We start from the raw sequence: 23,180 nt of genomic DNA, 5'->3' as shown, positions 1-23,180 counted from the left end.
ACCCCGATGAACCCTGTCCCGGCGGCCACGGCCGCCCCCTCCGCCGTGCGCCGGTCCCGCCGGCGGCTCTCCCTGGCGGCCGCCGTGCTCGCCACCACCACCGCCCTCGCGACCGTCACGATGACCGCGCACGCCGCCGTGCCGCCGCCGCCCGCCGGCTGGAACCTCGTGTGGAGCGACGACTTCACCGGCGCGGCCGGCACCCTGCCCTCGTCCGCCAACTGGATCATCGACACCGGCACCAGCTACCCGGGCGGCCCGGCCAACTGGGGCACCGGTGAGATCCAGACCTACACCAACAGCACCGCCAACCTGGCCCACGACGGCGCCGGCAACCTGCGGATCACCCCGCTCAAGGACGCCTCCGGACGGTGGACCTCGGCCCGGATCGAGACCGTCCGCGCCAACTTCAAGCCGCCGGCCGGGGGAGTCCTGGCCCTGGAGGGCCGGATCCAGATGCCGAACGTGACCGGCGCGCAGGCCGCCGGCTACTGGCCGGCCTTCTGGGCGCTCGGCGCCCCGTACCGGGGCAACTACCAGAACTGGCCGGGTGTGGGCGAGTTCGACGTGATGGAGAACGTCAACGGCATCAACTCGGTCTGGGGGGTGCTGCACTGCGGCGTCGCCCCGGGCGGGCCGTGCAACGAGTTCAACGGCCTCGGCGCCTCCCGCGCCTGCCCGGGCAGCACCTGCCAGTCGGCGTTCCACACCTACCGTTTCGAGTGGGACGCCTCGATCAGCCCCCAGCAGCTGCGCTGGTACGTCGACGGCCAGCTCTTCCACACGGTGAGCCAGAACCAGGTCGGCGAGCCGTACTGGGGTCAGATGACCAACCACAGCGGCTACTTCATGCTGCTGAACGTGGCCATGGGCGGCGGCTTCCCGGACGGGGTGGCCGGCTCCGCCACGCCCACGGCGTCCACCGTCTCCGGCCGGCCCATGATGGTCGACTACGTGGCCGCCTACACGCGCGGTGGCGGCGGCACGCCGTCGCCGACCCCGACCACGCCGCCGCCCGGCGGGGTGGTGGACGCGTACTCGACCATCCAGGCCGAGGCGTTCAGCGGGCAGAGCGGGGTGCAGGTGGAGACGTGCGCCGAGGGCGGCCAGGACATCGGCTGGCTGGCCAACGGCGACTGGGCCCGCTACGACAACGTGGACTTCGGCGGCACGCCGCCGAAGGACTTCGTGGCCCGGGTCGCCTCCGGCGCGCCGGGCGGGGTGAGCGGGCTGGTCCAGGTGCGGGTGGACAGCCCGACCAGCGCGCCGATCGGCAGCTTCGCGGTCGCCAACACCGGCGGCTGGCAGAGCTGGCGCTCGGTGCCGGGCAACGTCGCCGCGGTCACCGGCCGGCACACCGTCTACCTGACCTTCAGCAGCGGCCAGCCGGCCGACTTCGTCAACGTCAACTGGTTCACCTTCCGGCGCTGAGCGGCCGGTCCGGGGGTCCCCGCGGGGGACCCCCGGTCTGCCTCTGGACAGAAACAGTTAACAGTCTTAATAATGAGCGCACGTCGACGGTCGTAAATGCCCACCCTCCACCACAACGGTCCCCTGGAGGACGCCGTGAGACTCCGCTCCACCCGCCTGGCGACATTCGCCGTCGCGCTCGCCGCCGCCCTGGTCGCCGGCACCGTGCTGGCCGCGCCGCCCGCCTCCGCCGCCACCGCGGCCTTCGTCCGCACCTCCAGCTGGAGCAGCGGGTACGAGGCCAAGTTCACCGTCACCAACAACAGCTCGGCCGGCATCTCCTCGTGGAACGTCCAGTTCGACCTGCCCGCCGGCAGCACCCTCGGCTCCTTCTGGGACGCCCGGCTGACCACCTCCGGCCAGCACGTCACCGCCGTGAACCAGTCCTGGAACGGCGCCCTCGCACCGGGCGCCAGCACCAGCTTCGGCTTCATCGTCAGCGGCACCGGTGACCCGATCAACTGCACGGTCAACGGCGGCTCGTGCAGCGGCGGGGGCGGCGGCAACCCGGGCGCCCCGGCCACCCCGGGCGGCCTCCGGGTCACCGGCACCACCAACACGTCGGTCTCGCTGGCCTGGAACGCCGTCTCCGGCACGGTCACCGGCTACCGGGTCTACGAGGGCGGCACCGTGAAGGCCACCGTCACCGGCACCTCGACCACCGTCTCCGGGCTGGGCGCCTGCACCGGGCACAGCTACACGGTGGCCGCGTACAACGCCAGCGGTGAGTCGGCGAAGTCGGCGGCGGTGTCGGCCACCACCACCGGCTGCACCGGCGGGGGCGGCGGCGCGATGGCCGCGGCGCCCTACCTCTACCCGGGCTGGGGCGACCCGCCCGCGCCGTCGACGGTGATGGGCGCGACCGGGATCAAGTGGTTCACCATCGCCTTCGTGCTCTCCGGCGGCGGCTGCACCCCGGCCTGGGACGGCAGCGGCCCGCTCACCGGCGGCGCGCACGCCAGCACCATCGCCGCGATCAAGGCGGCCGGCGGCGACATCATCCCGTCCTTCGGCGGCTGGAGCGGCAACAAGCTCGGCCCGAACTGCTCCTCGGCGAGCGCGCTGGCCGGCGCCTACCAGCAGGTCATCAACGCCTACGGCCTCAAGGCCATCGACATCGACATCGAGAACAGCGACGAGTTCGAGAACGAGGTGGTGCAGGACCGGATCCTGGACGCCCTGAAGATCGTCAAGCAGAACAACCCGGGCATCAAGACGATCGTCACCTTCGGCACCTCGACCACCGGGCCGTCGTACTACGGCACCCGGCTGATCAACCAGGCCGCCGCGAAGGGCGCCAACATCGACGTCTTCACCATCATGCCGTTCGACTTCGGCGGCGGCGCGAACATGTACCAGAGCACGGTCAACGCCGCCGAGGGCCTGAAGAACGCCCTGAAGACGGCCTTCGGCTGGTCCGACGCCACCGCCTACGCCCACATGGGCCTCTCCGGCATGAACGGCCTCTCCGACCAGCAGGAGCTGACCACGCCGGCCACCTGGACGCAGATCCGGGACTGGGCCAAGGCCCGCGGGCTCGCCCGATTCACCTTCTGGTCGGTCAACCGGGACCGGCCCTGCCCGGGCGGCGGGGTGGTCTCCAACTGCTCCGGCATCGCCCAGAACACCTGGGAGTTCACCAGCATCACCGCGGGATTCTGATCCCGCGCCGCGGTCAGCGCCCGGCGGTCACCGACTGCCGGGCGCGCCGCCGGCGTACCTTCTTGACCACCCAGGCCGCGACGGTCACCGCGAAGACCGCGAAGATCGCGTAGTTGAACCAGTGGCTGTAGTGGTCGACCTCCTGCCACCGCGAGCCGAGGGCGAAACCGGCCCCGACGATCAGCGCGTTCCACACCCCGCTGCCCAGCGTGGTGAGCACGATGAACTCGCCCAGCGGCATGCGGTTGGCGCCGGCCGGCACGGAGACCAGGCTGCGCACCACGGGCACCACCCGGCCGAACAGCACCGCCCACCGGCCGTGCCGCTCGAACCAGCGGTCGGCCTTCTCCAGGTCCTCCCGGTCCACCAGGGGGATGTGGTCCAGCCAGCGCTTCAGCCGTTCCTCGCCGAGCGCGGCGCCGAGCCAGTAGAGGACCAGCGCGCCGAGCAGGGAGCCGGCCGTCGCCGCCAGCACGATCAGCACCACGTTGAACCGGCCCTCGGCGGCGAGGTAACCCGCCATGGCCAGCACGACCTCGCTCGGGATCGGCGGGACGATGCTCTCCAGGGCGACCAGCAGGGCCACCCCGACCGCGCCGAACGAGTCGATCACGGTCGCCACCCAGCCGGTCAGCCCGGTGAACTGGTTCGGGTCGACGTCTTGGGCGAGTGCCATGGGCGTCCTTCCGCGCGGTGCCGGGGATCCGGAACTGGTACCCGGATCAGGCCCGGTCACACCTGCCGGTTGCCGGCCGCCGGCTCAGCCCTCCGGGTGCAGCGCGGCGTCCGCCGGCCCCCGCCGCCAGCCGGTGAAGCGGACCACCAGGCCGCCCCGGCTGGGCGAGCAGCAGTACGGCCCGGCCGCCGCCTCGGCCTCCGGGTCCAGCGGGGCCACCCGGACCAGGCGCCACGGCTCGGCGGCCACCCGCGCGCGGACGGTCAGCGCGTCCCCGGCCCGGCTGACCCGGACCGTCACGTCCCGCCCCGACCACTCCGGCACCGGGGCCACCGACCAGTCCGACCGCTCGTCGGTGACCACGGCGCCGACCTGCGGCTGCCCGTCGCTCACCTCCACACCGGCCTTGGTCCACCGCCGCTCGTCCACCCGGACCAGCACGCCGGCCTGGTCGAACTGGGCGGCGTAGTCGAGCCGGAAGCTCACCTCCACGGCACTGTCCACGGGGAACGGGGCGAGCAGCGCCGAGCCGTCGTCGTGCACGAAGCCGTAACTCGTCCGCCGCCAGAAGTCGCTCCCCCCGCGCGGCTCGACGAGCAGCGCGTCACCGGCGGACCCGGTTCGCTCCGGGGGGTTGAGCCAGGTGCCCGCGGACCAGTCGAGGGCGTGCGTGGCGGCGTTCATGCGGGCACCGTACCGGCCCGGCGGCGAGCCGTGGGTTTGCCGCAGTCGCGGACCGGAGAAGTAGACGGGGCATGGGTGACAGGTGGTACCAGGAGGCGGTCGTCTACTGCCTCGACGTGGACACGTTCGCTGACTCCGACGGCGACGGGGTGGGTGACTTCCGCGGCCTCATCGGCCGGCTGGACTACCTCGCCCGGCTCGGGGTGACCTGCCTCTGGCTGCACCCGATCCATCCCTCGCCGAACCGGGACGACGGCTACGACGCCACCGACTTCTACAACGTCAGTCCCCGGCTGGGCACCCTCGGCGACTTCGCCGAGTTGCTGCACCAGGCGCGGAACCGGGGCATCCGGGTGATCATCGACCTGGTGGTCAACCACACCTCGGACGAGCACCCCTGGTTCCAGTCCGCCCGCTCCTCGCCCGACTCGCCGTACCGCAACTGGTACGTGTGGAGCGCCGAGGCGCCGCCGGACCGGCACCAGGGCATGGTCTTCCCCGGCGAGCAGAACGAGACGTGGAGCTACGACCGCACCGCGAAGGCGTGGTACTACCACCGCTTCTACAAGTTCCAGCCGGACCTCAACGTCGCCAACCCCGAGGTCCGTGCCGAGATCAAGAAGGTCATGTCGTTCTGGCTCCAGCTCGGCGTCTCCGGTTTCCGGATGGACGCGGTGCCGTTCATCATCGAGCTGACCGAGCCCGGCAACCCCAACTCGCCCAAGGACATGGACTTCCTCACCGAGCTGCGCCAGCACGTGCAGTGGCGGCGGGGCGACGCCGTCCTGCTGGCCGAGGCGAACGTCGAACCCGACCAGCTGCCGGTCTACTTCGGCGACAGCGGCGGCTCCGCCAACCGGATCCACATGCTCTTCGACTTCATGATGAACGGGCGGCTCATGCTGGCCCTGGCCCGCCAGGACCCGGAGCCGGTGATCGAGGCGCTGCGCGACACCCCGGCCCTGCCCGAGGGCGGGCAGTGGGCCACCTTCCTGCGCAACCACGACGAGATCGACCTGTCCCGGCTCACCGCCGAACAACGCAACCAGGTGTACGCGCAGTTCGGCCCGGACGAGGACATGCGCCTCTACGGCCGGGGCATCCGCCGCCGGCTGGCCCCGATGCTCGGCAACGACCGCCGCCGGATCGAGCTGGCGTACGCGCTCCAGTTCTCGCTGCGCGGCACGCCGGTGCTGCGCTACGGCGAGGAGATCGGGATGGGTGAGGACCTGTCGCTGCCCGGCCGGGAGGCGATCCGCACCCCGATGCAGTGGTCGTACAAGGAGAACGGCGGCTTCTCCACGGCCGACCCGGAGAAGCTGGTCCGCCCGGTGCTCGACAAGGGCGAGTACGGCTACCAGAAGGTCAACGTGACCGCCCAGCGCAAGGACCCGAGGTCGCTGCTGGGCTGGTTCGAGCGGATGATCCGTACCCTCCGGGAGGCCCCGGAGATCGGCTCGGGGAGCACCAGCCACATCGACGTGCCGATGCCGCCCGGGGTGCTCGCGCACCGGGCCGACGGGCCGACCGGGACGATGGTCTTCCTGCACAACCTCGGCACCGAGGACGCCGAGGTCGACCTGAGCGTCCTCGCCCCCGAGGCCGACCTGCCGATCGACGTGTTCACCGACCGCAACTACGAGGAGGTCGGCAAGCTGGACCGGCTGAAGCTCGCCGGCTACGGCTACCGGTGGATCCGCATCCGCCGGGGCAGCGGCCTCTGACGGTGGGTCCGTTAAGCTCCTTCGATCGAGCCCAAGTTACCGGGAGGTAATCATGTCGGAGGAGCCCCGCGTCGCCATCGTGACCGGAGCCGCGCGCGGCATCGGCGCGGCCACCGCCCGACGGCTGGCCGCCGACGGCATGGCCGTCGCCGTGGTCGACATCGAGGAGTCGGCGACCAAGGAGACCGTGGACGCCGTCGCCGCGGCCGGCGGGCGGGCGCTCGGCGTCGGCGCCGACGTGTCCGACCGGGCCCAGGTGGAGGCCGCCGTGGAGCGGGTCGCCGCCGAGCTGGGCGCGCCGACCGTGCTGGTCAACAACGCGGGCGTGCTCCGCGACAACCTGCTGTTCAAGATGACCGAGGTCGACTGGGACACCGTCATGGGCGTGCACCTGCGCGGCGCGTTCCTGTTCAGCCAGGCCACCCAGAAGCACATGGTCGAGCGGAAGTGGGGCCGGATCGTCAACCTCTCCAGCACCTCGGCGCTGGGCAACCGGGGCCAGGCGAACTACTCGGCCGCCAAGGCCGGCCTGCAGGGCTTCACCAAGACCCTCGCCATCGAGCTGGGCCCGTTCGGGGTGACCGTCAACGCGGTCGCGCCCGGCTTCATCGTCACCGACATGACGGCCGCCACCGCGGCCCGGATGAAGGTCGACTTCGCCGCGCTCCAGCAGCACGCCGCCGCGGAGATCCCGGTGCGCCGCGCCGGCCGCCCCGAGGACGTCGCGCACACCATCTCGTTCCTGGCCAGCGAGGGCGCGTCGTTCGTCTCCGGCCAGGTCATCTACGTCGCCGGCGGTCCGAAGGACTGAGCCGGCCGCCCCGCGCCCGGCGCGGCCCCTCAGGCGGGGTCGTGCCGGGTGCGCCAGAGCCAGAGCAGGCCGAGCACCGGCAGCACCAGCGGGATGTAGCCGTAGCCGCTGCCGAAGCCGGACCAGACCGTCTCGTCCGGGAACAGCTCCTTGTCGGCCAGGCTGAGGATGCCGACACCGACCACCCCGACCAGCTCCACCGAGCAGCAGGCCAGCGCGACCCGGCGGCCGGCGTGCCCGGCCCGGGCCAGCCCGACCGCCGCCACGATGTAGATCAGCGCGGCGAGCGCGGAGAGCAGGTACGCCACCGGGGCCTCGTCGAACTTCGTGGCGATCTGGAGCCCGGCCCGCGACGTCGCGGCGATGGCGAAGAGGATGTAGACCGCGATCAGCAGCCGGCCCGGCCCCCGGTTCGTCGCCCGCTGCTCAGCCACCGACGACCTCCCAGGTCTGCTGCAACCGGACCACCACCACCGGGGTGACCAGGCAGACGGCGCAGACGATGGCCGAGCCCCACCGGGTCGGCTCCATCCGCGCCAGCACCCAGGCCAGCGGCGGCAGGCAGACCAGCGTCACGAGGTAGCCGAAGAACGCCCCCGGCTCGCCCGGCCGCTCGCCGCCGCCGAGCGCCACCAGCGCCACCACGGCGAGCGCCAGCAGGGCCACCTCCAGCACGGCCAGGCCGACGAACTGGAGCCGGTCCGGCGCGCGGTGGCGTACGGCCGCCACCAGGGCCCAGACCGCGATGAGGAGCGACAGCACGATCGAGGCCGTCGCGAGGATCCCGTCCACCGGCGAGCCGGCCGCCGCGGCGGTGGTCATCGACGCCGTCCCGGCGCAGTCGAGTTCACCGGCACAGCCTACTAATCGTCGTAGTAGCCACCGTCGACCGGCTCTCCCGCGGGGTCGCGGCGCGCCGGCCGGGCCGGGCGACTAGCGTGGATCACGGCCACCGGCGTACGCCGTGGCGGAGGACGACAGCAGGGGGTCCTGGTGCGGTTCGGCTTGTTCGGCACGGGTCACTGGGCGGCGGAGACGCACGCCGCGGCCATCGACGCGCACCCGCGGGCCGAGCTGGCCGGGGTCTGGGGGCGTGACCCGGCGAAGGCCGCCACGCTGGCCACCCGGCACGGCGTGCCGGTCTTCGAGGACGTGGACGCGCTGCTCGACGCCTGCGACGCGATCGCCGTGGCGCTGCCGCCGGACGTGCAGGCCGAGATCGCCGTCCGGGCCGCCAACGCCGGGCGGCACCTGCTGCTGGACAAGCCGCTGGCGCTGAGCCTCGCCGACGCCGACCGGGTGGTCGCCGCAGCGCAGGCGTCCGGCGTGGCCTCGGTGGTCTTCTTCACCCAGCGGTTCCACCCGAACGTCACCGGCTTCCTCGCCTCGACGGCGGCGGCCGGCGGCTGGCAGCACGCCCGGGGGACCATGTTCGCCTCGATCTTCCAGCCGGGGAACCCGTACGGGAACTCGCAGTGGCGGCGGGACCGGGGCGCGCTCTGGGACATCGGCCCGCACGCGCTGTCGCTGATCCTGCCGGTGCTCGGCCGGGTCAACCGGGTCACCGCCACGGACGGCCCGAGTGGCCTCGTGCACCTGCTGCTCACCCACGACGGCGGCGCCACCAGCTCGCTCTCGCTCACCCTCGACGCGCCGGCCGAGGCGGTCACCCGGGATTTCGTCTTCTTCGGCGAGAACGGCATCGAGACCGTCCCGCCCGGCGACGGCAGCGTGCTCCAGGCGTTCGGCACGGCCATCGACCAGCTGCTGGAGGAGGTCGACGCGGGCACCCGCGATCACCGCTGCGACGTCCGGTTCGGGCGTGAGGTGGTGGCGGTGCTGGACGCCGCCGAGACCGCCCGCAGCCAGCGGCGCACCGTCGACCTCTGAGGAATTCCGTCGCGGGCCGGCCGGGCCGCCGCTAGCCTGGCCGGCATGTTCACGCATGCCCTGATCGACGTGGCCGTCGCGCCGGCCGCGCGGGGGCTCCTCCTGGTCGCCCGCCCGCGGGTCCGGCGCCCGGCCCTGGCCGGCCGGGACGCCCACCGCGCCTGACCTGACCGTCCGCACCGCCGGCCCCTGACCGGGCCGGCCGTCGCCGGCTGCCCACGTGCGCCGCCGCCCGCCCCGATCCGGCGCGTGGCCGTCGCGTCCCCGCCGAACTTCCAGGGTCGTCCGAGTCCCGATCCGCTCGGACAGGCCCGCCTTCGCGCCGCCTGTCCGTTCCCGTCGCCGTCCGGCGACAGACAGGACGATCCAGTGGCGCCCCGCCGATTCCGTACCACCGCACGCGACCGGTCCCGTCGCGTACTGTCCCAGAACTTCCTCGCCGACCCGGCCGCCGTGGCGCGGGTGCTCCGGGCGGCCCGCCCCGGCCCGGACGACCTGCTGCTGGAGGTGGGCGCCGGGCGCGGGCAGCTGACCCGGCCGCTCGCCGACCGGTGCGGCCGGCTGGTCGCGTACGAGGTGGACCCGGCCGTGCTGCCGGAGCTGACCGCGGCCTGCGCGGGCCTGCCGCACGTCGAGGTCCGGGCGGCCGACTTCCTGGCCGCCGTCCCGCCCGGCGAGCCGTTCGCGGTGGTCGGCAACATCCCCTGGTCGCTGACCGCCGCCGTGGTCCGCTGGTGCCTCGCCGCGCCCGGCCTGCGGTCGGCCACCCTGCTCACCCAGCTCGACTACGCCCGCAAGCGCACCGGCGACCACCGCCGGTGGAGCCGCCTCACGGTGCTCACCTGGCCCGAGCACCACTGGCGGCTGGCCGGCCGGGTGCCCCGGGGCGCGTTCCGGCCGGTGCCCGCCGCCGACGGTGGGCTCCTCCGCCTGGACCGCCGCCCGGAGCCGCTGCTGCCCCGGGCCGCGCTGCCCGCGTACCGGCGGATGGTGGAGCTGGGCTTCGGCGGGGTCGGCGGCTCGCTGGCCGCCTCGCTGCGCACCGGCTACCCGCGCCGCCGGGTCGACGGCGCGCTGCGGGCCGCCCGGCTCGCGCCGGACACCCCGGTCGGTCTGGTCTGGCCAGAGCAGTGGCTGGTCCTGTTCCGGCTGCTGCACGCCGTGGACCCCGGAACGGCCCGGTGGTGAACCGGCTCAGACCAGGGTGTTGAGCGCCTCGCCCAGCTCGGCGGGGGTGTCGAACTCCTCCGCCGGCAACGCCCTGAGCATCTGCAACATCTCCGTGCTGGCGCCGTTCTCCTGACCCCAGCGGACCAGGTCCGCGCGGGAGACCGGGTAGTCGAGCCCGGCCAGGAACTCCTGCAACTGCACCCCGGTGACGGTCATGCCGGCGGGCTACCCGCTGCGCGGGTCGCCATGCCCGCCGGCCCGGCCGCGCCGGCGGTTTGCCCGGACGGGTCCCGGGTAGCCGCTCGCATGCTGGTACAGCGGCTCGGCGCGCCGAGCGACTTCGACCCGCTGCTGGAACGCGTCCGGGATGCGCGGATCGTGATGATCGGCGAGGCGACGCACGGCAGCTACGACTACTACCGGCTGCGCGAGCAACTGACCCGGCGGCTCATCGCCGAACAGGGCTTCGACTTCGTCGCCGTGGAGGGGGACTGGCCGGACTGCGACCGGGTGAACTGCTCGGTGGTGGGAGCACCGGGCGGGTCGGCCGATCCGCAGACCGCGCTGGAGGGTTTCGAACGCTGGCCGACGTGGATGTGGGCCAACGCGGAGGTGGCCCGGTTCTGCCGCTGGCTGCGGGCGTGGAACCTGGAACGCCCCGAGGGGGAGCGGGCCGGCTTCCACGGGCTGGACGTCTACAGCCTCTGGGAGTCGATGCAGGCCATCTTCGACTACCTGGGCGAGGAGGAGCCGGCCTCGCTGGAGGCGGCGCAGGAGGCGTACCGGTGCTTCGAGCCGTACGGCAAGCGGATCGAGGACTACGGGGCGGCCAGCCGGTTCGTCTCGGCCCGGTGCGAGGAGGAGGTCGTCCGGCTGCTGGCGCGTACCCGGGAACAGGCCGCCGCGGACGGCCCGGACCGCTTCGCGGCCTGGCAGAACGCGGAGGTGGTGGCCGGCGCGGAGCGCTACTACCGGGCCATGGTGGGCGGCGGCCCGGAGTCCTGGAACATCCGCGACATCCACATGGCCGACACGCTGGACCGGCTGCTCGACCGTTACGGCCCGCAGGCGCGCGGGATCGTCTGGGCCCACAACACGCACGTCGGCGACGCCCGCGCCACCGACATGGCGGCGGACGGCCTGGTGAACATCGGCCAGCTCGGCCGGGAACGGCACGGCCGGGACGCGGTGGCGCTGGTCGGCTTCGGCAGCTACCGGGGCACGGTGGTCGCCGCGCCGCGCTGGGGTTCGCCGGCCGAGGCCATGGTGGTGCCGCCGGCCCGGGAGGGCTCGGTGGAACGGCGGCTGCACGAGCTGATGCCGGAGCGGGCGGTGCTGGTCTTCGGCGGCGAGGACCAGCCGGAGTGGGTGACCGCCGAAACCGACCACCGGGCCATCGGGGTGGTCTACGACCCGAGCTTCGAATCCTGGGGCAACTACGTGCCGACCCGGCTGGGCGAGCGCTACGACGCGTTCATCTGGTGCGACGAGGCGACCGCGCTGCACCCGCTGCCGGCGCTGGCCACCCCGGGCGAGATGGAGACCTACCCGGCCGGCGTCTGACCGGCCGGGCAGGTCCCCGCGTCACACCTGGGCGGGCTCGCGCTCGGCGAGGTGGGCGCGCAGGCCCTCGCCCTCGACGTCCACGTTGGGCAGGACCTTGCCCAGCCAGCGCGGGAGCCACCAGGCGGCGTTGTCGAGCAGCGACATCACCGCCGGGACGATGGTCATCCGGACCACGAAGGCGTCGATGGCGACACCGATCGCGAGCGCGAAGCCCATCGACTTGATGACCGGGTCGTCCAGGAAGACGAAGCCGCCGAACACCGAGATCATGATCAGGGCGGCGGCGGTGACCACCCGGGCGCCGTGCCCCATCCCGTTGATGGTGGCCTGGCGGGCCGTGTCCCCGTGCACGAAGTCCTCGCGCATGCGGGACACCAGGAAGACCTCGTAGTCCATGGCCAGGCCGAACAGGATGCCGATGAGCAGGATCGGCAGGAAGCTGACCAGCGGGCCCGGGGTGTCCAGCCCGACCAGGTCGGCGAGGTGGCCCTGCTGGAAGACCGCGACCGTGATGCCGAAGGTGGCCGCCACGGTGAGCAGGAAGCCCAGCGCCGCCTTCACCGGCACCAGGATCGACCGGAACACCAGCATGAGCAGCAGCACCGACAGGCCCACCACCAGCAGCAGGTAGACCGGGAGCGCGTCGGAGAGCTTCTCCGACACGTCGATGCCGATGGCGGTCACGCCGGTCAGCAGCACGTCGGCGCTCTGGATGTTGCCGACCTGCGCCCGGATGTCGTGCACCAGCGTCTCGGTGGCCGCGTCGGTCGGCCCGGTCTTCGGGATCACCCCGAGCAGTGCCGTACGGCCGGTCTGGTCGAGCTGCGGCGGCGCCACCGCCAGCACCCCGTCGGTCTTCTGGATCAGCGCGGTCACCTGCGGTACGGCGGCCTGGGTGGCCTGCGGCGAGTCGGCGGTGACGACCACCGCGAGCCGCCCGGTGAAGCCCTCGCCGAAGCCCTCCCGGATCAGGTCGTTGCTGACCCGGGCCGGGCTGCCCTCGGCGGCCGCCGCGGCGTCCGGCAGGGCCAGCCGCATGTCCTGGGCGGGGATCGCAAGCAGGCCGAGGCCGAGCAGGCCGACCAGGATGACCGGGATGCGCAGCCGGGTCACCCAGTGCGCCCAGCGGAAGCCGAAGCCCGAGCGGTCCTCCGAGCCGGTACCCGGGTCCTCGACCGCCTTGCGGTCGCGCAGCTTCCGCGGCAGCACCTTTCGGCCGGCGAACCCGAGCAGCGCCGGGGCCAGGGTGATCGCCACCAGGACGGCCACGCTGACGGTGCCGGCGGCGGCCAGGCCCATCACGGTGAGGAACGGGATGCCCACCACGGCCAGGCCGGCGAGCGCGACCACCACGGTGGCGCCGGCGAAGACCACGGCCGAGCCGGCCGTGCCGACCGCCCGGCCCACCGCCTCCTCGGGGGAGAGGCCGTCGAGCAGGTTCTGCCGGTGCCGGGAGGTGATGAAGAGCGAGTAGTCGATGCCGACCGCGAGGCCGAGCATCAGGGCCAGGATCGGCGCCGTGCTGGTCAGCTCGACGGCGCCGCTGAGCGCGTACAGGCCGGCCATGCCGACGCCGACGCCGATCAGCGCGTTCAGCATGGTCATCCCGGCCGCCACGAGCGAGCCGAAGGTGACGATCAGGACGATCGCCGCGACCAGCACGCCGAGGGCCTCGGTGGAGCCGACCTCCGGCTCGCCGTTCAGCACCTCGCCGCCGGGGGCGATCTGCCAGCCCTGCGCCTCGGCCTGCGCGCCGACCCTCTCGTACGCGTCGCGCTGGGCGTCGGTCACGTCGTCGGCCCGGCCCTGGAACTGCACCTGGATCAGCGCGAACCGGCCGTCCGGGGTGAGCGCCTGCGCCTGGTACGGGTCGACGGCGCCGACCACACCGGGCAGCGTGGCCGCCTCCTGGGTGACCTGCTTGACGACCGCCTGGCCCTCCGGCGTGGTGAGCTGGCCCGCCTGGGGGGCCTTGACGGCGATGGTGCCGGTGGCGCCGCTGGCCGCCGGGAACCGGTCGGCGAGCAGGTCGATCGCCTTCTGCGACTCGGTGCCCGGCATGGTGAAGTTGCTCGCCGTCGGGCCCTTCAGGGTGGCCGCGGCGAGGCCGAGGCCGACGAGTACGACGAGCCACACGACGGCGACGAGCCGCCGTCGGCGCAACGATGCCCGGCCGAGCCGGTACAGCAGGGTCGCCATGGGTTTCCTTGTCCTCGGGGTCGGATCGGGGATCAGGTGACGGGTTCGAGGGCGCGCCGGACGACGGCCAGCAGGGCGGGCCGCAGTTCGTCGTCGGGGACGTCGATGAACTCGGCGCACGTCTCGGCGATGCCGGCGAGCACCACGAACGCGGCGATCTGTGCGGAGGGCCGGCCGGAGTGGCCCGCGAACGCCGCGATGAGCCGTTCGGAGATCTGCTGGATGTGCGCGAACGCGGGCTGCTGGAGCAGGTCGGGAAACTCGCCCCGGAGCAGGGCGATCTCCCGCCGGAAGCGCACCGCCAGGTCGACGAAGCCCTCGCCGGCGATCTCCTGGGCGGCCGCGCCGGTCGTGCCGGCGAGCCGGGCGTCGAGCGCCTCCAGCACCGCGATGGCGGGCGCCATCAGCTCGCAGAGCAGAGCTTCCTTGTTGGCGAAGTGGTAGAGCACGGTCGCCTTCGAACAGCCCACCGCACGGGCGATGTCCTGGAGCGAGGTGCCCTTGTAGCCGGTGACGGCGAAGCGTCGCGCCGCCGCCGCGAGGATGTCGCCGTGGGTCTCCGGTACCGCCCGTGCCATGCCCTCCAGCATGCCTGACCGATCGGTCAGCACCTGACCGATCGGTCAGACGGATTGGGTGGCCTTCGCCACAGCGGCGCTCAGTCGACCGCCGCCCCGTGCTCCCGGTCGTACGCCGCCCGCGCCGCGCTGATCCCCTCGCGGTGCCGTTCCGCCCAGCGGGTGAGCGCCACGAGCGACTCGTAGAGCTCCCGGGCCATCGGGGTGGCCGTGTACTCGACCCGGGGCGGCACGGTGGGGTGGACGCGCCGGTGCAGCAGGCCGTCGCGCTCCAGGTTGCGCAGGGTCAGCGTGAGCATCCGCCGGCTGATCCCCTCCACCTGGCGCTCCAGTTCGGTGAAGCGGATCGGGCCCTGGGAGGCGGCGATGAGGATGCCGATGCTCCACTTCCCGCCGACCCGGTCCAGCGCCTCCCGCACGGTGCAGGCCCGCGCCTGGTCGGCCTGGATGGACACACACCTGTTCCCCTGGGACATCACAGTGCCTCCTTCCGCTCGGCCTCATGGTCACAGACGATGGCCTCAGTAACAAACCGTGCACCAAGGAGGACCTCCACCATGACGGGGACCAACCGCTGGCCCGCGCTGCTCGTGCTCAGCGCCGGCAGCCTGATGATCATCCTGGACGGCAGCATCGTCGCCGTCGCGCTGCCGGCCGTGCAGGCCGACCTCGGCTTCCCGGCCGCCGGGCTGGCCTGGGTGGTGAACGCGTACCTGGTCGCCTTCGGCGGGCTGCTGCTCCTGGCCGGACGGTTGGGCGACCTGCTCGGCCGGCGCCAGGTCTTCCTGGCCGGGGTCGCACTGTTCACCCTCGCCTCGCTGCTCTGCGCGGCCGCCACCGGCCCGGGCACCCTGGTCGCCGCCCGGTTCGCGCAGGGCGTCGGGGGCGCGCTCGCCACCGCGGTCAGCCTCGGCATGATCGTCCGGATCTTCCCCGAGCCGGCCGAGCGGGCCCGCGCCATCGCCGTGTTCAGCTTCACCGGCGCGGCCGGGGCCTCGCTCGGGCTGCTGGTCGGCGGTGTCCTCACCGACCTGGCCGGCTGGCGGTCGATCTTCCTGATCAACCTGCCGATCGGCGCCGCGATCGTGGCCGGCGCCGTACGCCTGATCGCGCCGGACCGCGGCGCCGGGCTGCGGGCCGGGCTGGACCTGCTCGGCGCGGTGCTGGCCACCGCCGGGCTGATGGCCGCCGTGCTGGCCATCGTGGGCGCCGGCGAGCACGGCTGGGCCTCGCCGCGCACCCTCGGCGCGGGCGCGCTCGCCGCCGCGCTGCTCGCCGGCTTCGCCGCCCGGCAGCGGCGCGCCGCCACCCCGCTGCTGCCGCCCCGGGTGCTGCGTGCGCCCGGCCTGGTCGCCGCGAACGCCACCCAGTTCCTCATGGTGGCCGCCTACTTCGGCTTCCAGTTCCTGCTCGCCCTGCACCTGCAACTCGTCCTCGGCCTGGACCCGGCCGCCACCGGCTTCGCCTTCCTGCCCACCCCGCTGGTGATCGCGGCCGTCTCGCTGGGGCTGGCCGGGCGACTGGTGGCCCGCTTCGGCGCCCGGACCGTGCTGGTCGGCGGGCTGGCACTCGCCGTGGCCGGGTTCCTGCTGCTGGCCCGCCTCCCGGTGGACGCCCGCTACGCCGCCGACGTGCTGCCCGCGCTGCTGGTCTTCGGCGTCGCGGGCGGGCTCACCCTGCCGGCGGTCACCACCCTCGCCATGGCCGGGGCGGAACCCGCCGACGCCGGGCTCGCCTCCGGGCTGGCCAACACCACCCAGCAGGTCGGCGGGGCGCTCGGGCTGGCCGTGCTGGCCACCCTGGCGGCGAGCCGCGCCGACGCGCTGCGCGCCGCCGGCACCGACCCGGTCGCGGCCCTCGCCCTCGGCTACCGGTCCGCCTTCACGGTCGCCGCCGCCCTGGTGGCCGCCGCCCTCCTGGTCGCGCTCCTCACCGCCCGCCCCGCCCGCCGTCCCGCCTCGCTTCCCACTTCCGCGGTCCCGGACACATGCTCCGCCCGCTGACCCGTCTGGGCGTCGTCACACCCGGCCGCAGAGGCGTGATGCTATCTTGGCGGGTTTCCGTTCTCAGCCGACGGAAACTCGCCAGGATCTGTGCAAGCACGGAGCCCGCCCCCACGCCGTCGGGGCACGGTGGCATGTCGCCTTCGGTCGCTACGAACTTGATGTCGTAAATGGATCGGCTGGGGCCGGGGGCGGCGCGGAGGTCGGGGTCGGGGTCGGGGTCGGGGATTGTGGGCGGTCCGGGTCAGTGCCAGGGCCGGAGCCGGGCCAGGGCTGCGGCGGGCGGAGAGCGGTGCCGGTGAACCGCCCACGTCATCACGTTCGTAGTCAGGGAGAAGCCATGCCGAGTCCACGGCCGCCGCCGGGCAAGCCGCGTCGTCGCGCCCGGTCAGGCGCCCAGGTCGTCCAGCACCCCGGCCAGCAGGTCCACGGCGGCCGGATAGGCGTGCGCCGGTGGGTGGGCGTAGCCGACCACCAGGCCGGGCGGCCCACTCTCCGGATGGTGCCGGTGCATCGCCAGCCCGCCGACGGCGAGACCACGCGCGGCGGCCACGGCCAGCACCTCGGCCTCGGTCGGGCCACCCGGTCGCAGGTGGACGGTGGCGTGCAGGCCGGCCGCCACCCCGTCGAGGGCGGACCGGCGGGCCAGCCGCTCCAGCAGCAGGTCCCGCCGCTGCCGGTAGCGGCGCCGGACGGTGCGGATCTGCCGGTCGTAGCCGTGCCCGTCGATCAGCTCGGCGAGGGCGAGCTGCCCGATTGCCTCGCTCTGCAGGTCCAGGTGGCGCTTGGCCTCCACCACCGGCTCCACGAGCCGGGCCGGCAGCACCAGCCAGGCCAGGCGGAGTGCCGGCCCCAGCGTCTTCGCCGCCGTGCCCACGTACGCGACCTGCTCCGGGGCGGTGCCCTGGACCGCGCCGACGGGCTGCCGGTCGTAGCGGAACTCGCCGTCGTAGTCGTCCTCGACCACCAGCCCGCCGGTGGCCCGGGCCCATTCCGCCAGGGCATGCCGGCGGGCCGGGTGCAGGGTCACCCCGGTGGGGAACTGGTGCGCCGGGGTCACCACGGCCGCCCCCACCCGGGCCAGCGACCCGGCGCCGAGCAGGTCGGTGCGCGCGCCGAGCCCGTCGACCGGCAGCGGCAGCACGGCGCCGCCGTGCCGGCGGACCACCTCCCGGTGGAAGGCCAGCCCGGGGTCCTCCATGGCCACCGTCGGCGTGCCGGCGTCCCGGAGCACGCCGGTGAGCAGCACGAGGGCCTGGACGTACCCGGTGGTGACCACGATCCGCTCCGGGTCGGCCAGCACCCCCCGGGCCCGGCCCAGGTAGCCGGCGAGCGCGCGGCGCAGCTCGGGGCGGCCGCGCGGGTCGCCGTAGCCGTACGCCTCGGCGGGGGCGACGGCCAGCGCCCGCCGCGTGGCCCGCAGCCAGGCGGTGACCGGGAAGAGCCCGACGTCGGGGCTGCCCGGGCGCAGGTCGTACCGGAAGGTCGCGGACCCGGGCGGCGGCGTGGCCGGCGGCGGCGCGGCGCGGCGCAGCCCGCTGACCTCCGTGCCCGCGCCGATCCGGGCGACCAGCCACCCCTCGGCGACCAGTTGGTCGTAGGCGGCGCTCACGGTGCCCCGGGACAGGCCCAGCTCGGCGGCGAGGACGCGGGTGGCCGGCAGCCGGGTGGCCGGCGGGAGCCGCCCGTCGCGGATGGCGTCCCGCAGCGCCCGTTCCAGGCCGGCCCGCCGGCCGCCGGTGGCGTCCAGCTCCAGGTGCAGGTCGACGCCGAAATCGGCCCAGTCCATCGGCACGGAATTGGAGCTTACGGGCGGGCCGCCGGCGCGGCGAGACTGGCCGCATGACCGAGCTGAGCCGGCGGGCCGCCACGCTGCGCGCACTGCACCGCCCCGGGGACCCGCTGATCCTGCCGAACGCCTGGGACCCGGGGTCCGCCCGGGCGGTGGTCGCGGCCGGCTTCCCGGCCGTCGCCACCAGCAGCGCCGCGGTCGCCGAGTCGCTCGGCCACGCCGACGGCGAGGCCACGCCGGTGGCCGAGATGTTCGCGGCGGTCGGCCGGATCGCCGCCGCCGTGCCGGTTCCGGTCACCGCCGACCTGGAACGGGGGTACGGGCTGCGCCCGGCCGAGCTGGTCGAGCGGCTGCTGGCGGCCGGGGCGGTGGGCTGCAACATCGAGGACTCCGACCCCCGTACCCGCGAGCTGTACGACGTCGAGGAGCAGGCGGACCTGCTCGCCGGGATCCGGGCGGCGGCCCACAGGGCCGGCGTCGACCTGGTGCTCAACGCCCGGGTCGACGTGCACCTGCGGGCGTACGGGCCGGCCGAGGGGCGGCTCGCGGAGGCGGTGCGCCGGGCCCGCCGCTACCGGGCCGCCGGTGCGGACAGCGTCTACCCGATCCTGCTGGCCGACCCGGAGCAGATCCGCGATGTCGTCACCGAGGTGGACGCCCCGGTCAACGTCATGGCCCGTCCCGGCGCCCCCACCCCGGGCGAGCTGGCCGCCCTCGGCGTGGCCCGGGTCAGCTACGGCTCGGGCCTGTACGCGGCCGCCCGCGCCCGTATCGTCGGGATGCTCGCCGCGATCTCGGCGGGCCACGAGGAGTTCCCGATCGGAGAGGAGGCCCGGTGACCTACCCGCCGCCGCGCTACTCGGGCGACCTGGGCGAGCAGTCGGCCACCTACCGCCCGGCGGATCAACCCGCGGAACTGGTCTATCCGTCCGGCGGCTCGGCGCACTTCCTGGCCACCGGCGCGTCGACCAACGGGCAGTTCGGCCTCTACCGCTGGGAGATGGGGCCGCAGCCGAGCGGCCCGTCGCCGCACTTCCACCGGTCCATCTCGGAGTCCTTCTTCATCCTCTCGGGGACGGTACGCATCTACGACGGCCGGCGGTGGATCGACACGGCGCCCGGGGACTTCGTGCACGTCCCCGAGGGTGGCGTCCACGCGTTCCGCAACGAGTCCGGCGAGCCGGCTTCGATGTTGCTGCACTTCGCTCCCGGTGCGCCGCGGGAGGGCTACTTCGAGGGCTTGCTGGACCTGGCCGGCAGGACCGAGGAGGAGCGGACGGAGTTCTTCCTGCGGCACGACACGTTCTGGGTCTGATCGGCACCCCGCCGGAGGCCACGCCGGCCGGGCCGGGGCGACCGCATACCGCCGGGAATCCGTGTCGGGGTTGCCGACCCGCGCCCGGCCCGGGAAGGTGGGCGGATGGGCGCCGCTGACGAGACCCGGGCCGGGGTGTCGCTGACCAACCTGGACCAGCCGCTGTTCGACGGGGCCGGGGCGACCAAACGCGACCTGGTCGACTACCTGGACGCCGTCCACGAGCGGATCCTCCCCGGGCTGCGGGACCGGCCACTGTCGGTGGTCCGGGTGCGGCCCGGCCAGGACCCGTTCATGCAGAAGAACCTGCCGAAGTACACACCGGACTGGGTCCGCCGCACCTCCGTCTGGGCGGAGGCCTCGCACCGCGACATCTCGTACGCCCTCTGCGACGACCGGCGCACGCTGCTCTGGTTCGCCAACCAGCGGGCGGTCGAGTACCACCCGACGCTGGGCCACGCGGGCCACCCCGAGCACCCCACGCATCTGGTGCTCGACCTGGACCCGCCGCCGGGCGACGCGTTCGGCATGGCGGTCCGCACCGCGCTGCTGGTCCGGCAGGCCCTCACCGACGTGGGGCTGGCCGGTGCCGTGAAGACCAGCGGGGCGAAGGGCCTGCACGTGATCGTGCCGGTGGACCCGGCGACGACGGCCGAGGAGGCCGCCGCGGCGACCCGGGCCCTCGCCGCCCGCGCCGAGCGGCTCGACCCGGCGCTGGCCACCACCGCCTTCATCGTCGAGGACCGGGGCGGCCGGGTCTTCGTCGACTCCACCCGGTCCTACGGTGCGACCGTGGTGGCCGCGTACAGCCCGCGCATCCGGCCCGGCACGCCGGTGTCGTACCCGGTCGGCTGGGCCGACGTCGAGGCGGCCACCCCGGCCGACTTCACCGTGCGGACGGTGCCGGGGCTGCTCGGCGACCGGGACCCGTGGGCGGAGGCGCTGCCCGCGCCGCAGCGGCTGCCGGAGGAACTGGTCGCCGAGGGGCGGAGCATCCCGGTGGCCCGGGTGCAGGCCATGCACGAGGGCAAGCGCCGCGCGAAGGCCCGCCGCGAGGCCGGCTGAGAAGCGAAAAGCCCGGGCCAGCGGCCCGGGCTTTTTCGTGTCTGTGCCCCCGGCAGGATTCGAACCTGCGCCCCCGCCTCCGGAGGGCGGTGCTCTATCCCCTGAGCTACGGGGGCTCAGCGACCCGAGAAGAGTAGCAAACCCCTTCCCGGATCACCGAATCGGTATCCGGCGGGTCAGGCGGCGGCGACGGGGCGCCCGCAGCTCGGCAGCGGGTGCAGGACGATGCGGCGCGGCAGGCGGCGGGGCCACTCGTTGCGGGGCCAGGAACCGTCGACGATCAGGTGCACGGTGCGCTCCTCGGCGCCGCTGAGCCGCAGCACGAAGTCGCGGGGGAGCGGCGGGTCCACCGACGGCGTCGTGATCATGAAGCGCACCCGGCCGCGGGACGAGACCGCGGAGATCACGTCGGCCGCCGGCATGGTGCCGCGCAGGCGTACGCGGCCGATCCAGTAGACCTCCGCGGCGTGCTCCTGGGCGGCCCGCGTGATCGACGGGTACTCGCTGCGTACCCAGCGCTCGACGGCGCCCACGCAGAGCCCGCAGGCCCGCTCCCGGGGCTCCCGCGGACCCAACCCCCAGGCCCGCAGGTACGCCCCGACCGTGCCGGCGTCCATGGTCAGCTCGAACTGGCGCTCGATCAGCGTGGTGAGGCTCTGTCGCGTCCAGAGCTCCTCGTCCAGGCCGAACTCGTCGGGGTGGACGCCCCGGAGCACGTCGATCAGTTCGAGTTCCTGTTCGCGGCTGAGCGTTCCCGGCTCGCCCTGCCGCAGTCCGCGACGGACGGCTGCCACCGCCCCGTCACCGCCGATGGTGTGGCGTCGGCACCAGCTGGTCACCGACCGCCCTGCGTCTCTGAGTGCAACCCCCACGTCTTTCGCAACGAGCCCGAATCGCAACTGGTCACGATATGTGTGGAGAAAAGTCTCCAAGCAGTGCAATGGGTTGTATGACCCAAACCGTTATAAACCGGCATAACGGACGGAACTCGGCCCGAGGTACGCGAAGGGCCCGCGTCGCGCACGACGCGGGCCCTCCGGAACGAGCGGGGTGTTACAGCGTGCCGCCCAGGCGCTTGAGCGCGGCCGAGAGGTTCGTCAGGTCGTTCTGCTGGGTGTTCTTCATGACCTGGGCGACCTTCAGCACGTCGTCGTCGTGCCCCTGGTCGAGGATCCCGTCGATCATGTGCACCCCGCCGACGTGGTGCCGGATCATCATCTGCAGGAACAGCACGTCGAACTCGCGGCCGGTGGCGCCCCGCAGCTTCGCCATCTCCTCCGGAGTGGCCATGCCCGGCATGAGGCCGTTCTTCACCAGGCCGGGGCCGTCCGACATCCAGGCCATCGGCGGCTCGTCGCCGGTCGGGTCCAGCTTCCAGGAACGCAGCCAGGTCTGCATGGTGCCGATCTCACCCTGCTGCCCGGTGGCGATGTCGCCGCCGATCTGGCGTACCTCCGGGTCCTGGCCCTGCCGGAACGCCAGCAGCCCCATCGCGACCGCCTGGGCGTGGTGGGCGGTCATGTCCCGGGCGAAGCCGGCCTCCGCCGAGCTGTCGCCCGGACGGGTGAACGTCGGGGTGAGCAGGCCGCCCGCGTACCCGAGGAGGAGACCCACCACGACGGCGGCCGCCAGGGCCAGGACGCCGAAGCGCCGCGCGACCCCCCGGTCACCGGGGTCGGTGACCGGGGCCTCGTCGAGGTCGGAGTCCGTGGTCGCGGCGGCGCTCATCGCGGCGTCCTCACTGGGTCGGCTGCTCGGGCATGTTGTTGCCCAGGTTGTCGCGCGGGGTGGTGCCGGTGGCGGTGACGCCCTGGTCGCAGAGCGCCGTCGGGCCCTCCACGGAGGCGTTCACGCGCAGCGTCTTGATGAAGTCGTCGATCCGGCCGTCGTCGGCGTTGTCGACCTTGAGCTGGAAGCCCCAGGCCTGGAGCGAGATCGGCTTGTCCAGCCCCTCGAACGGGCTGAGCATCAGCTTCTCCTTGCCCTGCACCTTGGCCTTGAGCTTCGCCACCTGGTCGGCGGGCAGGTCAGGGCGGTAGGTGATCCAGACCGTGCCGTGCTCCAGGCTGTGCACCGCGTGCTCGTTGGCGATCGGGGCGTCGTAGACGTCGCCCATGCAGTTCTGCCAGGCCTGGTTGTGCGGGCCACCCACCGGCGGGAGCACGTCGTACTTGATCGGGCCCGGCTGGTGCTGGCCGCCCTTGACCAGGTCCTTGTCCTTCTTGCGGAAGTCGACGATGCCGTTGATCGCGTCGGCCCGCTTCTCCCACGGCTGGGCGCCCTGGTAGACCGCCCACGCGCCGACGCCGATGATGCCGACGGCCAGCACGCCGACCGCGACGAAGAGGGCGATCGGACCCCACGCGCGACCCTGGGTCACCTTCACCGGGGTGACCGGCTTGCGGCCCTTGCCGCCGGTCTGCCGCGAGGCGCCCTTGCCGGCCGCGGTCCGGCCGCCGGAGGGCTTGTCGGCAGCCGCCGGCCGGCCGGCCGCCGGCTTCTTGCCGGTGCTGACCACGGTCGGGCGGCGCTCCGGGCCGCCCGGGGTGCTGATGCTCATCGTGCCTCGTCAGGT

At 73.8% G+C, this 23,180-nt stretch carries 23 protein-coding genes and 1 tRNA gene; 11 read left to right on the top strand and 13 right to left on the bottom strand.

Translation table 11 applies throughout. The annotated features are described in order from the left end of the window. The first annotated feature begins 6 nt into the window (after positions 1–6). Positions 7–1,431 (top strand): carbohydrate-binding protein, encoded by a 1,425-nt coding sequence (locus ABZS80_RS14090; RefSeq protein WP_355056090.1) that lies wholly within the window; start codon positions 7–9, stop codon positions 1,429–1,431. 135 nt (positions 1,432–1,566) lie between these two features. After that, on the top strand, positions 1,567–3,132 hold the full coding sequence (locus tag ABZS80_RS14085) for a cellulose binding domain-containing protein (RefSeq protein ID WP_355056089.1): 1,566 nt from the start codon (positions 1,567–1,569) through the stop codon (positions 3,130–3,132). Positions 3,133–3,145: 13 nt separating this feature from the next. On the opposite strand, the gene ABZS80_RS14080 is transcribed toward ABZS80_RS14085, so the two are convergent. Continuing rightward, positions 3,146–3,808: a DedA family protein gene (locus ABZS80_RS14080; RefSeq protein WP_355056088.1), complete on the bottom strand. Its 663-nt coding sequence runs from the start codon at positions 3,806–3,808 to the stop codon at positions 3,146–3,148. An 84-nt stretch (positions 3,809–3,892) separates the two neighbouring features. Further along, positions 3,893–4,492 carry a DUF1349 domain-containing protein gene (locus ABZS80_RS14075; RefSeq protein WP_355056087.1) on the bottom strand — a complete coding sequence of 200 codons (600 nt, stop codon included), beginning with the start codon at positions 4,490–4,492 and terminating at the stop codon, positions 3,893–3,895. 71 nt (positions 4,493–4,563) lie between these two features. Here ABZS80_RS14075 and ABZS80_RS14070 point away from each other — a divergent pair, with 71 nt between their 5' ends. Both ABZS80_RS14070 and fabG read left to right on the top strand, forming a co-directional pair. Further along, entirely contained in the window at positions 4,564–6,216 is a 1,653-nt protein-coding gene (locus tag ABZS80_RS14070) for an alpha-amylase family protein (protein ID WP_355056086.1), read from the top strand. Between the two features lie 52 nt (positions 6,217–6,268). After that, the gene (fabG, locus tag ABZS80_RS14065) at positions 6,269–7,027 is read left to right on the top strand and encodes a 3-oxoacyl-ACP reductase FabG (RefSeq protein ID WP_355056085.1); all 759 of its coding nucleotides are present in this window, start codon (positions 6,269–6,271) and stop codon (positions 7,025–7,027) included. A gap of 29 nt (positions 7,028–7,056) precedes the next feature. Here the strand turns inward: fabG and ABZS80_RS14060 are convergent, their stop codons facing one another. Beyond that, positions 7,057–7,461 (bottom strand): hypothetical protein, encoded by a 405-nt coding sequence (locus ABZS80_RS14060; protein WP_151463475.1) that lies wholly within the window; start codon positions 7,459–7,461, stop codon positions 7,057–7,059. Continuing rightward, on the bottom strand, positions 7,454–7,849 hold the full coding sequence (locus ABZS80_RS14055) for a hypothetical protein (protein WP_355056084.1): 396 nt from the start codon (positions 7,847–7,849) through the stop codon (positions 7,454–7,456). Before ABZS80_RS14055 ends, ABZS80_RS14060 begins: the two co-directional genes overlap by 8 nt. Positions 7,850–8,017: 168 nt before the next feature. Here ABZS80_RS14055 and ABZS80_RS14050 point away from each other — a divergent pair, with 168 nt between their 5' ends. Both ABZS80_RS14050 and erm read left to right on the top strand, forming a co-directional pair. Beyond that, positions 8,018–8,917: a Gfo/Idh/MocA family oxidoreductase gene (locus tag ABZS80_RS14050; protein ID WP_355056296.1), complete on the top strand. Its 900-nt coding sequence runs from the start codon at positions 8,018–8,020 to the stop codon at positions 8,915–8,917. A gap of 369 nt (positions 8,918–9,286) precedes the next feature. After that, positions 9,287–10,105: an ErmE/ErmH/ErmO/ErmR family 23S rRNA (adenine(2058)-N(6))-methyltransferase gene (gene erm / locus ABZS80_RS14045; protein WP_355056083.1), complete on the top strand. Its 819-nt coding sequence runs from the start codon at positions 9,287–9,289 to the stop codon at positions 10,103–10,105. 6 nt (positions 10,106–10,111) lie between these two features. Here the strand turns inward: erm and ABZS80_RS14040 are convergent, their stop codons facing one another. Further along, positions 10,112–10,303, bottom strand: a complete 192-nt coding sequence (locus ABZS80_RS14040) for a DUF2795 domain-containing protein (RefSeq protein ID WP_151463483.1) — start codon at positions 10,301–10,303, stop codon at positions 10,112–10,114. A 90-nt stretch (positions 10,304–10,393) separates the two neighbouring features. Here ABZS80_RS14040 and ABZS80_RS14035 point away from each other — a divergent pair, with 90 nt between their 5' ends. Continuing rightward, positions 10,394–11,650 carry an erythromycin esterase family protein gene (locus tag ABZS80_RS14035; protein WP_355056082.1) on the top strand — a complete coding sequence of 419 codons (1,257 nt, stop codon included), beginning with the start codon at positions 10,394–10,396 and terminating at the stop codon, positions 11,648–11,650. A 21-nt stretch (positions 11,651–11,671) separates the two neighbouring features. Here ABZS80_RS14035 and ABZS80_RS14030 read toward each other — a convergent pair whose 3' ends face one another. The 3 genes from ABZS80_RS14030 to ABZS80_RS14020 all read right to left on the bottom strand — a co-directional run bounded on the left by ABZS80_RS14030 (position 11,672) and on the right by ABZS80_RS14020 (position 14,906). Continuing rightward, positions 11,672–13,852: an MMPL family transporter gene (locus ABZS80_RS14030; protein WP_355056081.1), complete on the bottom strand. Its 2,181-nt coding sequence runs from the start codon at positions 13,850–13,852 to the stop codon at positions 11,672–11,674. 32 nt (positions 13,853–13,884) lie between these two features. Then, positions 13,885–14,430 (bottom strand): helix-turn-helix domain-containing protein, encoded by a 546-nt coding sequence (locus ABZS80_RS14025; protein WP_355056080.1) that lies wholly within the window; start codon positions 14,428–14,430, stop codon positions 13,885–13,887. 80 nt (positions 14,431–14,510) lie between these two features. Next, positions 14,511–14,906, bottom strand: coding sequence for a helix-turn-helix domain-containing protein (locus tag ABZS80_RS14020; protein WP_355056079.1), 396 nt, complete (start codon positions 14,904–14,906; stop codon positions 14,511–14,513). A gap of 81 nt (positions 14,907–14,987) precedes the next feature. On the opposite strand from ABZS80_RS14020, the gene ABZS80_RS14015 reads away from it, so the two are divergent. Continuing rightward, the gene (locus tag ABZS80_RS14015) at positions 14,988–16,433 is read left to right on the top strand and encodes an MFS transporter (protein ID WP_355056078.1); all 1,446 of its coding nucleotides are present in this window, start codon (positions 14,988–14,990) and stop codon (positions 16,431–16,433) included. Positions 16,434–16,821: 388 nt separating this feature from the next. On the opposite strand, the gene ABZS80_RS14010 is transcribed toward ABZS80_RS14015, so the two are convergent. Next, positions 16,822–18,222 carry a PLP-dependent aminotransferase family protein gene (locus ABZS80_RS14010; RefSeq protein ID WP_355056295.1) on the bottom strand — a complete coding sequence of 467 codons (1,401 nt, stop codon included), beginning with the start codon at positions 18,220–18,222 and terminating at the stop codon, positions 16,822–16,824. A 53-nt stretch (positions 18,223–18,275) separates the two neighbouring features. Here ABZS80_RS14010 and ABZS80_RS14005 point away from each other — a divergent pair, with 53 nt between their 5' ends. From ABZS80_RS14005 to ligD, 3 genes are all read left to right on the top strand, one after another. Beyond that, positions 18,276–19,064, top strand: a complete 789-nt coding sequence (locus ABZS80_RS14005; protein ID WP_355056077.1) for an isocitrate lyase/phosphoenolpyruvate mutase family protein — start codon at positions 18,276–18,278, stop codon at positions 19,062–19,064. Further along, complete coding sequence (locus ABZS80_RS14000; protein WP_355056076.1) at positions 19,061–19,540, top strand: cupin domain-containing protein; 480 nt, start codon at positions 19,061–19,063, stop codon at positions 19,538–19,540. The genes ABZS80_RS14005 and ABZS80_RS14000 overlap by 4 nt, the downstream gene beginning before the upstream one ends. A 105-nt stretch (positions 19,541–19,645) precedes the next feature. After that, positions 19,646–20,605, top strand: coding sequence for a non-homologous end-joining DNA ligase (gene ligD / locus ABZS80_RS13995; RefSeq protein ID WP_355056075.1), 960 nt, complete (start codon positions 19,646–19,648; stop codon positions 20,603–20,605). Between the two features lie 44 nt (positions 20,606–20,649). On the opposite strand, the gene ABZS80_RS13990 is transcribed toward ligD, so the two are convergent. The 4 genes from ABZS80_RS13990 to ABZS80_RS13975 form a co-directional block, all read right to left on the bottom strand. Continuing rightward, positions 20,650–20,721, bottom strand: a tRNA-Arg gene (locus tag ABZS80_RS13990). 60 nt (positions 20,722–20,781) lie between these two features. Continuing rightward, entirely contained in the window at positions 20,782–21,477 is a 696-nt protein-coding gene (locus ABZS80_RS13985; protein WP_151461908.1) for a winged helix-turn-helix domain-containing protein, read from the bottom strand. 181 nt (positions 21,478–21,658) lie between these two features. Beyond that, complete coding sequence (locus ABZS80_RS13980; RefSeq protein WP_355056074.1) at positions 21,659–22,333, bottom strand: DUF305 domain-containing protein; 675 nt, start codon at positions 22,331–22,333, stop codon at positions 21,659–21,661. A gap of 10 nt (positions 22,334–22,343) precedes the next feature. Further along, on the bottom strand, positions 22,344–23,165 hold the full coding sequence (locus tag ABZS80_RS13975) for a DUF3105 domain-containing protein (RefSeq protein ID WP_355056073.1): 822 nt from the start codon (positions 23,163–23,165) through the stop codon (positions 22,344–22,346). Positions 23,166–23,180 lie beyond the last annotated feature (15 nt).

The organism is Micromonospora sp. NPDC005305, assembly GCF_040607315.1.
Classification (GTDB): Bacteria; Actinomycetota; Actinomycetes; order Mycobacteriales; family Micromonosporaceae; genus Micromonospora.
The sequence above is the reverse complement of the archived record's forward strand: the minus strand, read 5'-3'. Positions and strand labels throughout refer to the sequence as shown.